The organism is Candidatus Paceibacterota bacterium, assembly GCA_028714635.1.
In the GTDB taxonomy this organism is placed as follows: domain Bacteria; phylum Patescibacteriota; class Minisyncoccia; order Phycocordibacterales; family JAQTLZ01; genus JAQTLZ01.
On the sequence record JAQTLZ010000003.1, the window covers coordinates 150,825 to 164,703 of the forward strand.

Here is a 13,879-nt window from a genome sequence, read left to right on the forward strand (position 1 = left end):
GGTCCTCCGTGCCTTTTCCAAGAAATGGGATTCGTCGGGCTTCAAGTCCCATCCAAATCCGCTACGCCAAAGTTTCAGACAGTGGCAAGCATTTCATTTCTTTTGTGCCCAAGGCGGGGCAATCCGCTTTCAACATGCCACTTCTTTCGACGAAAAGCAAGAAAAAAAGAATGTATCCTGATATGATAATTGCCATGCCCCCCGAAGACTTACTCGAAAAACACTTTCGCCTTGTGCCCACGCAAAAGGCTGCTTTCTCTAAATTAAAAATCAAGACAGTTCGCGAGCTTCTCTATCACTTCCCTGCTCGATATGGAAATACGTCCGAGATGAAATCGATCCGCTCTCTCGTCGCCGGAGAGAATGCTGTTATCTTTGGAAAAATCAATGGACTGAAAGCCAGCAAAGGATTTAAGACGCGAATGACAATGGCGAAGGCGACTGTGAGCGACGAGACTGGGAAAATTCAGGCCGTCTGGTTCAACCAGCCCTACATTGCAAAAATGGTCGCAGAAGATTCGCTTGTGAGAGTTGAAGGAAAAGTCTCTGCAAGAAGAAAAACAAATGAGCTTTATTTCAGCAATCCAAAAATCGAACCTGTCGGAAAATTGCCGATTGGCGTCGGAGAAAATCTTTTTGGCGATGAGGGAGAAGCACATACACTCTATCCTGTGTACCCGGAAAGCCGAGGTATTACTTCAAACTGGATTTATCACGCTATACAGAAAATATTTAAGGCCGGAATTCTGGAAACGCTCGTCGATCCGATTCCAGAAGTAATTTTGAAAAAATATAGTCTCCCCACACTTGCCACAGCAATCGTCTGGATGCACGCGCCAAAAGAACAGAGCCACGCCGAAGCTGCGCGAAAGCGTTTTGCATTTGAAGAAGTTTTTTTCATCCAGCTTGAAAATGAACGCGAACGCATTGAGTATCAGAAAAAAGATTCATTCATCATCAACCGTGATCCGAAAGAAATCGAAACATTTATCAAACGTTTCCCGTTCGAGCCAACAAATGCACAGAGAAAAGCCATCTCTCATATCCTCGATGATTTCAAAAGCGGGCATCCGATGTCCCGTCTTCTCGAAGGAGATGTGGGTTCTGGAAAGACAGCTGTTGCTGCGACAACTGTATATACAGCGATCACGACTCGACCAAAAGGGCAAGATTTTGGGCGACTCCAAGTCGCTTATATGGCACCAACGGAAATTCTTGCAAAACAGCACTTCGAGTCATTCATTCAGTATTTCAGACATCTGCCGATAAACATCGCGCTTATTACATCGAGTGGCTGTAAGAAATTTCCTTCTAAAGTAGATTCGTCGGGATATACGGACATTTCAAGAAACCAGCTCCTGAAATGGGTTGAGGCTGGAGAGATTCCAATTCTTATCGGCACGCACGCACTCATTCAGAAAGCTGTAAAATTTAAAAATCTTGCTTACATTATTATTGATGAACAGCATCGCTTCGGAGTGGCGCAGAGGCAAAAATTGCGAAGAAAAGATGACGTCCTCCCCCACCTTCTTTCGATGACAGCGACTCCAATTCCCCGCACACTCGCTCTCACTATCTTCGGCGATCTCGACCTCACTCTTCTCGATGAAATGCCTGTTGGACGAAAGCCAATCATCACCGAAGTTGTGCTTCCAAATGAACGAGAAAAAACTTACGAGAAAATTCGCACCGAATTAAAAGCCGGCCGGCAAGTCTATATCATCTGTCCACGGATTGATGAACCGGACCCAGACAAAGAACTTGCAATCCAAGCAAAGTCTGTAAAGGAAGAAGCGAAAAGGCTCAAAGAAAAAATATTTCCAGAATACGAAATAGAAATTCTTCACAGCAAGATGAAGCCAAAAGAGAAAGATGACATCATGGCAGAGTTTACCGCCCACAATATTCACATTCTCGTCGCGACATCAGTCGTCGAAGTCGGAGTAAATGTTCCGAATGCGACAGTCATCGTCATCGAGGGGGCGGAGCGTTTTGGCTTAGCACAACTTCACCAGCTTCGAGGACGTGTCATTCGAAGCAATCACCAAGCGTACTGCTACATTTTTACGGAAAGTAACGGGCAGAAAACAATCGACAGATTAAAAGCATTCAAAACTGCAAAAAATGGATTCGAACTGGCTGAAGAAGACTTGAAACTGCGCGGAGCGGGCTCTCTCTCGGGAGGAAAACAATGGGGCGTGAGCGACCTCGCGATGGAAGCGATAAAAAATATCAAAATGGTGGAAGCGGCGCGTCTCGAAGCGAAAAATATTATCGCGAGTAATCCGGAACTCAAAGACGCTCCCCTTCTCAAAGCGAGGATGGAATCACAGAAACAAAAAATTCATTTTGAATAGAAAAAATCACAACAGCCTGTAAGAAAGCGCTGTCATGATTAGTACGGACCTAGAGGCTTCCAATCCCAGAGATCTGTATCTATAATAATTCCTTCTCCCGACATCAATTTCCTCGTTGGCACGGGCATCCCATGGGAAGCAATGAGATCGGAAGGAAAAGAATTTGCATATTCTTTATCTACAATAAGGACAAGTGGGTCATACCGGTCAAAAGGCATCGCGGCAATGCGCCGAAGCACCCGTTCACCCCCAATTTCACACAAAGAAGTCGGAGGGAGCATGAAGGGAAGATATTTTATCTTTATGCTCTGTGCCAGAAACATACCTAAAGTCCTTACTCCAACCCCAAGATTCCAGGGAAAGAGCAGACACCCGCGCAATAAATGCTTCCTCCCTTTCCTCTTCAAACGGAGAGTCTCGTAGTACCCTCTGGAAGAGAAAGCTCTTTCGAGCTGAAGAGAGAGAATCATGGCTTCTTCGATGCCCCGCGCGGCAGTACCACTTTCCTTTACATCCGGACAATGGATTACGACGAGCATGATGACCCCCTTTCTGCTCTTAAAGAGCGAGTTCCTAGAGTAAGAGTACTCAAAAAGAAAAGAGAGTCAATCATGGAAGTGATTGCGAAAGCGTCCTTTTTTCTATACCATGTGGAACATACGCGCGTAGCTCAGTTGGTAGAGCAAGCGACTTATACTCGCTGGGTCGGGGGTTCGAATCCCTCCGCGCGTACAGAAAAAAGCACCGCGTGAGCGGTGCTTTTTTTATACCTCCGGCTCAATGATTTTTTTCTTCTTTGGAATGATGCCGTTTGCGATGAGAATTTTTTCGAATTCTGCTCGTTCGATGGTCTCAACAATAATAAGTTCTTTTGCAATCGCATTCAAAGCTTCGCGATGTTTCGTAATCGTCTCGAGAGCTCGTGCATACTGTTTATTCATAAGTTCAAGCACTTCTTTATCAATTTCGCTTCCTGTCTTTTCAGAATAATCTCGGTCGATAAATGATTTGCCTGTAGGAGAAAGTCCGGGAGATGACTCGAGGGCAACAGGACCAATCACTTCAGACATTCCATATTTTGTAGTCATATCCCTCGCAAGAGAGGTTGAGACTTGCAAATCATTTGAGGAACCAGTTGTAAGATCGCCAAAAATAGTTTTTTCCACCACATATCCTCCGAGAGACACTGCAATATCATCCAAAAATTCTTTCTTCGACTGGAGTCTCCTTTCTTCAAGCGGAAGTTTGAGGGTGTACCCTGCAGCCCTCCCACGTGAAATGATAGAAACTTTGTGTACCGGATCGGCATATTCCAAAACTGAAGCAATGATCGCATGACCAGCTTCGTGATACGCAGTAATTTCTTTTTCACGAGTTGAAAGAATATGAGATTTTCTTTCGGGACCGAGCATCACTTTTTCAATCGAGCGGATGAGATCATATTGAGCGACTTTCGTCCTATTTTCCCGAGCTGCAAGAATCGCTCCTTCGTTCATAAGAGAATACAAATCAGCGCCAGAAAATCCGGGAGTTCGCTCGGCAATCACTTCAAGCTTCACATCCTCCGCAAACGGTTTCTCTTTGGAATGAATGTGAAGAATCTCAAGACGATCAGCTCGGTCAGGCAGATCAAGCACCACTCGCCTATCAAATCGTCCGGGTCGCAAAAGTGCGGGATCCAAAACATCAGGTCTGTTTGTAGCTGCCATCACAATCACTTTTTCATTCGGTTCGAATCCATCCATCTCCACAAGAATCTGGTTCAAGGTTTGTTCTCGTTCATCATTTCCTCCACCAACTCCGCCTCCTCGGGAACGGCCCACAGCATCAATCTCGTCTATAAAAATTATTGCTGGTGCGGCGCTTTTCGCCATTTTGAACAGATCACGAACACGGGATGCTCCGACACCCACGAACATCTCGACGAATTCAGAACCTGAAATAGAAAAGAATGAAACTCCAGCTTCTCCGGCGACTGCTCGAGCAAGCAAAGTTTTCCCCGTTCCGGGTGCACCCATAAGAAGAATTCCTTTCGGAATTCTCGCACCGATATCAAGAAATTTCTTCGGATTTTTGAGAAAATCTACGATCTCGAAAAGTTCCTGCTTCGCTTCTTTCACTCCCGCAACATCTTTAAAGGTAACTCGCTGTTTCTTATCGTGGGGAGAAATGAGCCGAGCCTTCGACTGCCCAAAAGTAAATGCTTGCATCCCGGAACCCTTCACTTGCCGGGTCATAAACCACAAAAATACGACGATAAGAATGATCGGACCGAAGAAGGGCAAGAGTATTCCAACCCATACGAGAAATCCACTTGCATCTTTCACCTCGATCTTCACATCTTTCGCTTTGTTGAGATCAACTCCGTAATGAGCAAGCGTATCAGTCAAAGCCGTATCATTTTCTTTCTGCGCTAGCTTTTTTTCGGCTGGCGCATCTCCGATCTTTTTATATTCTATATTCAAAGTGTCGCCCTCCACGGTGACTGAAGAAACTTTTCCGAGATTGATATCTTGAGCAAGTTCTGAAATGGCGATCGTAGGAATATTGCTCTGATTCTCGACTATCACAGAATAGAGGCTGGCAAGAAGAAGAAACACCAAAAGAATAGTGATAATATTGCGCCAGAATTTACTCCCCTCAGGAGCACGTCTCGTATTCTTTCGATTCCCCTTATTATTAGGCTTTTTATCGTATGGATCCATGAAAGCCCAGTATAATCTATTTTTGAAATTTTTTCAAAAAAATAAGCTTTCCGTACCAACGAAAAGCTTACACTGCGAATATATCTCCATCTTCGGAAGCGTCAATCGAGACGGAAGAAGTCCTGATGACGATGAGGAGAAAATCTTTCTCGCATTCCTTGCATCCAAGATGAAACATCTCGTCTTCCAGCGAACGACAGTACGCTCCTCCATCGTACTCAAGCAAAACCGTTCCCCCTCCGCAGTCCGGGCACTGATCACAAGACATGCGATGTTCCCGGAGACGCCGGCGAGCATTTTCCCTTTTCCTCGCGTCCTCCCGCTTCTGTTTCTTCTTTTTTCTCTCCGCTGGCCAGACAAAAAAGAAACAGATTACAAGGGCAAGAAAAAAGTAGGTACTGGCCATAACAAACCAAAAACCGCATTTTTCGAACATGTAAACCTCCCCAAAAGACTAGCCAGACCCTAGAGTATGCCTCCTAATAAATTTTGTCAAAACACTTCTCGGTTGCTACTATTGAGTTCATGTCGACATTCGTCACCAACAAAAAGGCCCATTTCAATTATGAAATTCTTGAACGATTCGAAGCAGGAATCGAGCTTTTAGGTTTTGAGGTGAAATCTATCCGCGCTGGACGGGCAACGCTTGATGGCTCGCATGTAACACTCCGTGGGGGTGAAGCGTTTCTTATAGGAGCAGGAGTTACGCCATTACAGCCGAAAAACACTCCGGCTGAATACGAAGAGCGCCGGAATCGCAAGCTACTTCTCACAAAAAAGGAGATTCTAGAACTCACAAAAACGGCCGAACAAAAAGGGTTGACAATAGTGCCACTTTCGATGTATAATAAAAAGCGTACGATAAAGGTAGAAATCGCGGTAGTGCGCGGAAAAAAGAAATTTGATAAACGCGAGTCTATCAAAAAACGCGATACCGATCGCGAGGTTCAGAGAACTTTGAAAGGAGAATAAAAAAATCGTCGTTCCCCCAAAATATTAAGCTCGCTTAATATTTTGGGGGGATGATCGGCATAGACAGGAGATTCCCCTTTGTATGCGCAAAGGAGAGCTGAAGTGACTCTTAAATCCGCTTCAAAAGTCAACTGCAAAAGTTGCACAAAAGATCGCTTCTCCATATTTTGGAGCAAACGATTTCGCTTACGCGATAGCCTAAGCGACGCTTCCCTCTTCGACTTCCCGATAGAGGAATGTGAAGTGTCATTTTTCGGGATAAAGTATGGACAGTCTCGAGCCGTACTTGAAGGCCAAAAGCCAATGAGACTAGAACGCGTTCGGTTTTGTTTATTCTAGACGGACGAGTTCGAAATCCGCGAAAGCGGAAAAAATAAACTAGCCTTTGTAGATCCATTCAAGGAAACCTTCTGGACCCGGGTTCGATTCCCGGCATCTCCACAAATTAAAAACCACCTTCGGGTGGTTTTTAATTTGTGGGACGAGAAAGCGCGGGGGCGCTTTTGTGCGGGAATCGAAGCCCCGATGAGCAGATTTTTAAGTTCGTAATCGAACGTAAAAAATCTCCATCGGGGGTACTGTTCCTGTAAGGAACGATCCCCCATCTACACCCCCGAAAACTTCAACTCCACATAAAAAGTCGAGCCCTTCCCCTTCCCGGCAGATTCCGCCCAAATTTTTCCGCCATGTCTTTCAATAATACTTTTCGCGATATAGAGCCCCAGCCCCATTCCAGTCGTGTCTGCCGCTTGCGCTTCCGGAGTTCTGTAGAAATTTTTAAACATATTTCCCATATCTTCTTTGGAAATTCCGATACCAGTGTCTCGAAATGCAAAAAGGACGGAGTGCTCCTTTCTTTGCACCGACACAGATATCGAACCATGCTCCGGAGTATAAGCCATAGCATTTTCAAGGAGAATATGGATGACTAATTTCAACCGATTGAGATCAGCGGTGAGGAGAGGCAAATCCTCTCCGATAGAAATAGAAAGAGTGATCTGTTTTTGTCGCATCTTGAGCGCGTACTGCGAAAGCGCTTCCTCGATTATTTCTCTAGGTGATACAGCGGAAAGAACATACGAAAAGGAGTCTTCGGCTTTGGAAATCCCGACCAAAATATTCACGAGCTCTACCAAGCGTTCATTCCCCTCTTCTATCTGATTAAGAGAAGCCGTGCGTTCTGTCTGTGTCTGCTCTTTCCGAAGTTCCTGAAGCGACCACTTAATGTAGGTTAATGGATTTCTAAATTGGTGAGTGACAACGTTCACGAACTCAAATTTCGATCGATCCAATCTCCTTTCCCTCCACCAAAGAGTCCAGCCGACAATAATGGCGAGTACAATCGATGCAACGGGAATGACGGAGCTTGGAAAAATTCCGAAAAAATTCTGGATAGTGACCGCGTAAAAATTCACGAGAACGAGAATACTTATGACCAAAGAAACAGTGAAAGCGGGAAGAAGCGAGTGCCGTGACATGAGTTTGACGCCAAAAAGTTCATAGCGCAGGAGCGCCAAAAAAAGAAGAGGGGCGGTAAGTCCAAAAAGTGCCGGCGGCAGCAAAGAAGTTGAAAATTGAGAAGATGGAAGAACAAGGAAGAGAGTTACGAAATAGAAAAACAAAAAGAAAAACCAGAGACACCAAAATTGTTTCTTGAGCAGTGCATCAATATAAGATCTTTTTATAAGCGCGTAAGCGGCGGGGCAAAAAAGAAAGAAAAGGACGAAAAAGAAGAGAAGCGTGGAGATAATATCGATATTCGAAGGAAAAGGATTAAAAAATAAAGCATAATACATTTTCTCCGCAAGTTCTTTCGGCAAGAAAAGAAGGCAGAGGATTGTTCCGAAACATAAAACATGCGTAAGATAAGAAACGACATCCTCTAGGCGAGTCTTGTTGAAAGAAGAAAGAAGGGTGCGTATTGCAAAAGGAAATGACGCGAAAATCAGTAATTTCGAAATAAACGCCCAATCTATTACGGAAGATCCAAAAGAAGCGAGAGCGAAAGCCCGGCTTAAGAGAAACAGTACGAGGCAGAGGGCAGAAATGAAAAAAGAGACATTCGCTGATTTTGAAGATTCCTTCACCAAAACAAAAAAGGTCAGAAGAAAAAGTAAAATCGCAGACGCAAGATAAGCCAAGAAAATCAAAGCAGATTGATCTTGTGCTAATGCATTGAGAAATTCCATACACTCTATAATAGCAGAATCGCAGGAAAGGTTTTCCACTTTTGTCCTCTTTTTCTGACGCCCCCGCGCTAACTTTTTTAAAAGTCCGGGTGGGAGTATACTGGTTGGATGTCAAAAACTGGCATAATAGAAAAAGTCTTTGGAAATGGAACATCTTGGAAGTTTTTCCTTTCCGGTGAGACGGCTCAAAACGCGATGCTTGAAGCGATAAAAGGCGCGACAAAAAGCATCGAAATCGAACAGTACATCTGGAGTAATGACGAAATCGGTATTGAGTTTTTCAAAGAACTTATTGCTAAAGCCAGAGGAGGTGTGGCGATCCGGCTTCTTTGCGACCACGTGGGAAGCTTTGATTTCTTTAGTTCAGAATGGCCGGGAAAATTGCGCGATGCGGGAGCAAAAGTGCGATTTTTCAATATCGTAAGTCCTTGGCGGGTATCAAATTTCACTGCTTGGTATTTCAGAAACCACAGAAAAACTATGGTCATCGATAATAAAGTGGCTTTCATTGGCGGGGTCGGAATACGCAAAGACATTCGAAAATGGAGAGACACGCATCTTTCCATCACCGGAGATATCGTAGACGCAATCAAAACGAATTTCGATGATATCTGGAACAAGTCGAAACGCCGAAATATTTTTCTTCTCCGTAAATGGTTTCGAAGAATCAAGAAATTTAATCTTCTCACCAACGTCCCTCATTTTTTTCAAAGACACATCTATCACGTACTCGTGGATAATATTCGAAGCGCTAGACATTCCATCCTTCTCACAACTCCCTACTTCATCCCTGATGGCCGGCTTTTCCGAGCGCTCCGGCTCGCCGCAAAACGAGGAGTCGAGGTAAAACTTATCATTCCAGAAAAATCTGATGTGATGTTTTTCAATATCGCGGCATATTCATATATTGAACCAGCACTCAAAGCAGGCATCCGAGTATTTCTTTTTCAAAATGCGATTCTCCACGCAAAGACAGTGGTCATAGACGGAAAATGGGCAACAGTTGGAAGCTTGAACCTCGACACGTTGAGCCTTCTCTGGAATTATGAGGCAAATATCGAAAGTACGGATAAAAAATTCGTGGACGAGCTCGCCGGACATTTTGAAACAGATTTGAAGACATCCCGTGAAGTAATTTATTCAGAATGGAAAAATCGGCCATTCTTTGATAAGATGCTTCAGTACCTAAGTTACCCTCTTCATCGATTTCTCTAAATTCATTAGAAACCTTATTAAACACATCACAATTGAAAGCTAGAATCAATCATCAAATACGAGCAGCAGAATTACGCGTCATCGGTCCCGAGGGCGAGAATTTTGGCGTGATTTCCTTCAAAGACGCGATGGACAAAGCGGCGGCGCTCGGACTCGACCTTATCGAAATTTCCCCCACCGCAGTTCCCCCCGTCGCTAAAATTACCGACTTCGGAAAATATCAATACGACGAAAATAAAAAAGCGAAAGTGGCAAAGTCAAAGATGCACATCATCGAGATGAAAACACTTCAAGTGAAGATCGGCACCGGCGATCACGACCTCAATCTCAAAGCAAAAAATGCTAGTAAGTGGCTCAAAGAGGGACACCGAATCAAAATCGACCTCTTCCTTTCCGGCCGGGCAAAATACATGGATTTTAATTTCCTGAAAGAACGCTTGAACCGCGTCCTTATGCTCATCACCGAAGAATTCCGCATTGCCGATGGCCCGACGAAAAGTCCAAAGGGTATCACTATTATTGTTGAAAAAGGAACAGGCGGAGTGCAGAGCCTTATGGCTAAAAAAGCTCCTGTGGCAGCCCCAATTGTGCCGAAACCTGAAACTCCTGCCCCAAAGGCATAAAAAGACTCCGAACATCTCACAAAGACAGCAGAAAAAAGCCCCAGCGGGCTTTTTTCCTCATCCTCGGCGGGTTCCGCTGTGGTATAGTTTTTGTCCGAAGCAAAAATTACACCACATCGGACCATGCAACCTCGCCTGCGGACTGTCTTTGTGAGATGTTCCTCGTCCCCCTGAATAATTGGACAAAATATGCGTTTTCATATAAGATAACGCCTTGTAAACATCTGCATATATGAAGACAAACAAGTCATACATGAAGCGCCTAAAAGTGAGCAAAAACGGCAAAATTACTGCTCGAAAAGCGGGCCAAAACCACTTTAATGCGAAAGAATCACGACGAGCTCAAATGGCAAAACGCCGAGGAGCTGATTTCCCATTTCCTATTAGCAACAAAGATCGAGCAAGATTTATAATCGGATAATCCAATGACACGAGTAAAGAAAGGAGTAAATGCGCTAAAGACACGACGAAATGTCCTCAAACAAGTAAAAGGATATCGTTTTCGACGTTCAAAAAATGAGCGAGCTGCTTACGAAGCGCTTTATCATGCAGGTAAATACGCATTCGCGCACCGAAAGGACAAGAAGAATGATTATCGAATGCTCTGGAACGTAAAGATCGGCGCGTACCTCAAAGCAAATGGTTCTTCATATAGTAAATTCATCGGCGCTTTGAAAAAGAAAAACATTATGGTTGACCGAAAGATCATGGCAGACCTTATCGAGTTTCATCCAGAGACAATGAAGAAGCTCGTGGCAAAAGCAATTTAAATAAAATTCAAAAAAGCCCCGCCGTATTCTCGGCGGGGCTTTTTCCTTCTAAAAATTAAGATCAAAACTGTCCCCAAGTTTGGGCATCATTGCATTCACTCCGACATAGTCTCGCAATCTTTGTACAAGGAAAAGCGATGATTTCGGCTCGCCCATGACACAGAAGACTCTCTCAACTGTCTCTCTGGTGTCTTCGACAAACGCAATGAGATGATCAGAATCTTTGTGCCCAGAATAACCCTGAATATTTTCCACTCGCGCTCTCACCTCAACATTTTCTCCCATGATATTTACACTCTTTGCTCCGTCCATAAGTTCCCTTCCGAGCGTCCCCACAGCTTCATATCCCATCATAAGGAGAGTATTGTTCGGGTCCGGAAGATAGTTTTTCTCATGATGAATCACTCGTCCGCCATTGCTCATTCCCGAACCGGCGATAATAATTTTTGGATTCGGCGCATGTAAAATCGCTTTTGATTCATCAGTGGTCAAGGTAAATCTCAAATCCGGGAACTTAAAAATATCATCGCCAGATGCGAAATCTTTTTTCACTCCCTCATTAAAACCTTCCGGCATTGCTCTTCGGTAGATCTCCGTAACCCGAATTGCCATCGGAGAATCAAGATATACCGGCACAGCAGGGATATCTTTCCGCTCGATCATTTCATCAAGTTCATAGAGCACAATCTGTGTTCTTTCAAGAGAAAAGGCTGGAATCACCAACACGCCTTTTCGAGCGATGTTTTCTTTTACAATCCTGATAAATTTTGCTCGTCTATCTTCCTTTGATTCATGATTGCGGTCGCCGTACACACTTTCCATAACAAGATAATTCGCATCGGTAATTTTTTCAGTATCCGGAAGCAAAAGATCTGGTGAGTTACCCAAATCTCCCGTAAAAACAATGTTTCGTCCATTTCGAGAGAATTCGTACATAGTTGAACCAAGAATATGCCCCGCATCTTTCAAATACACGCTCACGCCGGAGCCTATTTCTGTTTTCGTATGATATGGAATATCTTTCCAGAGTCTCATTGCCGAGAGAATATCCTCTTCATTGTAAATAACATTTTTCGGATTATTCCCCGCTTCGCGAACAAGGAGCTTAGCAGCATCCTCGAGAATCACTTGCGCAAGCTCGCGAGTCATAGAGGTAGAATAAATAATTCCTTTGAAACCATCTTTCACCAACTTCGGAATTTTCCCGACATGATCGAGGTGAGCATGAGTGATAAAAAGAATATCGATGGAGCGGGGGTCGTAAGAAAAATTCTTTGCATTCAATTCGTGCGAATCACTTCCTCCCTGCACGAATCCGCAATCAACAAGAATACGGAGAGGTTTCGCATTGTCATTCTGAATTTCAAGGAGAAAATTCGCGCCAGTCACAAGCCCCGTTCCTCCCCAAAATGTAAGTTTCGAATGATTCCCGCTCGTCATGAGAAAAGTGCTTTGCGAGTAATGCTTGTATATACAAGAGCTGCCAGGCCTCCCACAACATCCATAGCTAAATCTCCGAGCGTATCGGGTACGTAATTTCGGGACAAGAGAGATGTGATGCCTGTGCTGTATTCAAAAAATTCCCAAAGAAGTCCGGCGCAAAGAGTCCCGCCAAGAACAAGAAGAAATATTTGGAAAGAAAATGGTGAAGTATACGTTTCTCTCGAAGGAGTGCCGATCCAAATAGCGAAAAAACCGAGAGCCATTCCTCCGAATCCGTGGACAACCGAGTCAAACCAAAGAAGAGTCCAATAAATAGAGAAGGCGGTCGCCAAAATATGGAGAATCGCAGTGAGCAAAAAAAGGCCGAGGGAAGTATAAAGCAGTGAATTTCTTTTCATACCCTCATTGTACCATCCCGTTAGAGATAGGAAACGTCTCGGAAGCGTTTCCGTAATAACACACATTTCGCTTTGGAAAATAATGTACTTCTTCTTTTTAAATCCGTATTTCAATTCACAACAACATATCTCTAACGGGATAGCAGAAAAAAGGCAACAAAAAACGCCGTAAAAGCGGTGTTCTTTATAGGATTATTCGGGTATTCCCCTAGTGTGAACTAGGTGGGTGCCGCCGAGTGTGCGCCAAAGCGTACACAAAGAAATGGCTCCCTGAATATAAATTTAATCTAGAAAATACCTCAAATAACCCTACCCTCATTATATTCTTCTTATATAAAATGCAAATTCAAAACAGCAAGAGAACACACAAAGAAAGAAAAAAGAATACGGACAAATAAAAAACCAGCGCTGACGCGCTGGTATCACTCTATGCCCAACTTACAAAAAGGAAACATATCCTCAATCGCTCTTGCGATTGCATGATAAGGATCGTGGCCGTCCGAGGAAACCCCTATTTTCTGGATTTCATCAGCCTCCGAGAGCGCAGTAACCGTCGCCATCCAAGGATCTCCAAGCGCAGAAGAAATTCCCTTGTTTATCGTGACGAAAAACCTTTCCCACTGGACTGATTCATGCACTTGCGCAATATGAATCCAATTTCGTAGGGCATGCTCTTGGTCAGGGTTCAAGTTTCCCGAAATCACAAAATCGTCCTGGTTGTTCATCACTTCCTCTCCCTCCTTTTCTGCCTCGTGCGCTCGATACCATTCACTTCCTTCACGCAGACCGCAAGATACTCTTCAAGACCTGCTGTCGGGACATGTCCATTTGGAGTGACGCCGGTAGCATTCTCAACCGCTAGCCAGCCCGCACGGAATGGATCAGGATCTGCGCCAGCTCCCTTGACTAGCTCCCTCTTGCCTTTCTGCACAGTGACAGTGACGAGAATACCGGTAGAAGTGAAACCGGACTTATCCTTTCGATCGGTCGAGAACGTTACAAGTTTCCACGCCATGATCTTTTCCCCTTTCTGGACCCGTAGGCCGCAAATCCCAAAAAATCTCAAACTGCACAATGACCATGTGAAAGAACTAAACACAAAAGAACTATTAAATTTATGTCGAAAATTTTTACGCACTAGCTAAAAATCTTTCGACATGATTTTTGCGTGACAAAAATCAGCCCTCGGGTGGAGGGCTTCTTTGTA

General features: G+C 44.2%; 14 protein-coding genes, 1 tRNA gene and 1 other RNA gene. 8 read left to right on the forward strand and 8 right to left on the reverse strand.

Features of this window, described 5'->3' with window-relative positions:
- Window positions 1-8 precede the first annotated feature (8 nt).
- Window positions 9-2,357 carry an ATP-dependent DNA helicase RecG gene (gene recG / locus PHS53_03130; GenBank protein ID MDD5357111.1) on the forward strand — a complete coding sequence of 783 codons (2,349 nt, stop codon included), beginning with the start codon at window positions 9-11 and terminating at the stop codon, window positions 2,355-2,357.
- 38 nt (window positions 2,358-2,395) lie between these two features.
- On the opposite strand, the gene PHS53_03135 is transcribed toward recG, so the two are convergent.
- A complete protein-coding gene (locus tag PHS53_03135; protein ID MDD5357112.1) occupies window positions 2,396-2,896 on the reverse strand; it encodes a hypothetical protein in 501 nt (166 codons plus the stop codon).
- A gap of 120 nt (window positions 2,897-3,016) precedes the next feature.
- Here PHS53_03135 and PHS53_03140 point away from each other — a divergent pair.
- Window positions 3,017-3,089: transfer RNA gene (locus PHS53_03140), tRNA-Ile, on the forward strand.
- A gap of 32 nt (window positions 3,090-3,121) precedes the next feature.
- Here the strand turns inward: PHS53_03140 and ftsH are convergent.
- A complete protein-coding gene (gene ftsH / locus PHS53_03145) occupies window positions 3,122-5,062 on the reverse strand; it encodes an ATP-dependent zinc metalloprotease FtsH (protein MDD5357113.1) in 1,941 nt (646 codons plus the stop codon).
- Window positions 5,063-5,129: 67 nt separating this feature from the next.
- Window positions 5,130-5,468 (reverse strand): hypothetical protein, encoded by a 339-nt coding sequence (locus tag PHS53_03150; protein MDD5357114.1) that lies wholly within the window; start codon window positions 5,466-5,468, stop codon window positions 5,130-5,132.
- 119 nt (window positions 5,469-5,587) lie between these two features.
- Here PHS53_03150 and smpB point away from each other — a divergent pair, with 119 nt between their 5' ends.
- Both smpB and ssrA read left to right on the forward strand, forming a co-directional pair.
- Window positions 5,588-6,034: an SsrA-binding protein SmpB gene (gene smpB / locus PHS53_03155; protein MDD5357115.1), complete on the forward strand. Its 447-nt coding sequence runs from the start codon at window positions 5,588-5,590 to the stop codon at window positions 6,032-6,034.
- A 46-nt stretch (window positions 6,035-6,080) separates the two neighbouring features.
- Window positions 6,081-6,478: a transfer-messenger RNA gene (gene ssrA / locus PHS53_03160) on the forward strand.
- A 161-nt stretch (window positions 6,479-6,639) separates the two neighbouring features.
- On the opposite strand, the gene PHS53_03165 is transcribed toward ssrA, so the two are convergent.
- Entirely contained in the window at window positions 6,640-8,223 is a 1,584-nt protein-coding gene (locus PHS53_03165) for a HAMP domain-containing sensor histidine kinase (protein ID MDD5357116.1), read from the reverse strand.
- Window positions 8,224-8,331: 108 nt separating this feature from the next.
- Between PHS53_03165 and PHS53_03170 the strand changes: the two genes are divergently transcribed.
- From PHS53_03170 to rplT, 4 genes are all read left to right on the forward strand, one after another.
- Entirely contained in the window at window positions 8,332-9,438 is a 1,107-nt protein-coding gene (locus PHS53_03170; protein ID MDD5357117.1) for a phospholipase D-like domain-containing protein, read from the forward strand.
- 32 nt (window positions 9,439-9,470) lie between these two features.
- Complete coding sequence (infC, locus tag PHS53_03175; protein MDD5357118.1) at window positions 9,471-10,061, forward strand: translation initiation factor IF-3; 591 nt, start codon at window positions 9,471-9,473, stop codon at window positions 10,059-10,061.
- A 232-nt stretch (window positions 10,062-10,293) separates the two neighbouring features.
- A complete protein-coding gene (locus tag PHS53_03180; GenBank protein ID MDD5357119.1) occupies window positions 10,294-10,482 on the forward strand; it encodes a 50S ribosomal protein L35 in 189 nt (62 codons plus the stop codon).
- A 4-nt stretch (window positions 10,483-10,486) separates the two neighbouring features.
- Entirely contained in the window at window positions 10,487-10,831 is a 345-nt protein-coding gene (gene rplT, locus PHS53_03185; GenBank protein MDD5357120.1) for a 50S ribosomal protein L20, read from the forward strand.
- A 48-nt stretch (window positions 10,832-10,879) separates the two neighbouring features.
- On the opposite strand, the gene PHS53_03190 is transcribed toward rplT, so the two are convergent.
- The 4 genes from PHS53_03190 to PHS53_03205 all read right to left on the reverse strand — a co-directional run bounded on the left by PHS53_03190 (window position 10,880) and on the right by PHS53_03205 (window position 13,687).
- On the reverse strand, window positions 10,880-12,271 hold the full coding sequence (locus PHS53_03190; protein ID MDD5357121.1) for an MBL fold metallo-hydrolase: 1,392 nt from the start codon (window positions 12,269-12,271) through the stop codon (window positions 10,880-10,882).
- Window positions 12,268-12,672 (reverse strand): hypothetical protein, encoded by a 405-nt coding sequence (locus PHS53_03195; protein ID MDD5357122.1) that lies wholly within the window; start codon window positions 12,670-12,672, stop codon window positions 12,268-12,270. Before PHS53_03195 ends, PHS53_03190 begins: the two co-directional genes overlap by 4 nt.
- 422 nt (window positions 12,673-13,094) lie before the next feature.
- Entirely contained in the window at window positions 13,095-13,397 is a 303-nt protein-coding gene (locus tag PHS53_03200; protein ID MDD5357123.1) for a hypothetical protein, read from the reverse strand.
- Window positions 13,397-13,687, reverse strand: a complete 291-nt coding sequence (locus PHS53_03205; protein MDD5357124.1) for a hypothetical protein — start codon at window positions 13,685-13,687, stop codon at window positions 13,397-13,399. Before PHS53_03205 ends, PHS53_03200 begins: the two co-directional genes overlap by 1 nt.
- Window positions 13,688-13,879: the final 192 nt, after the last annotated feature.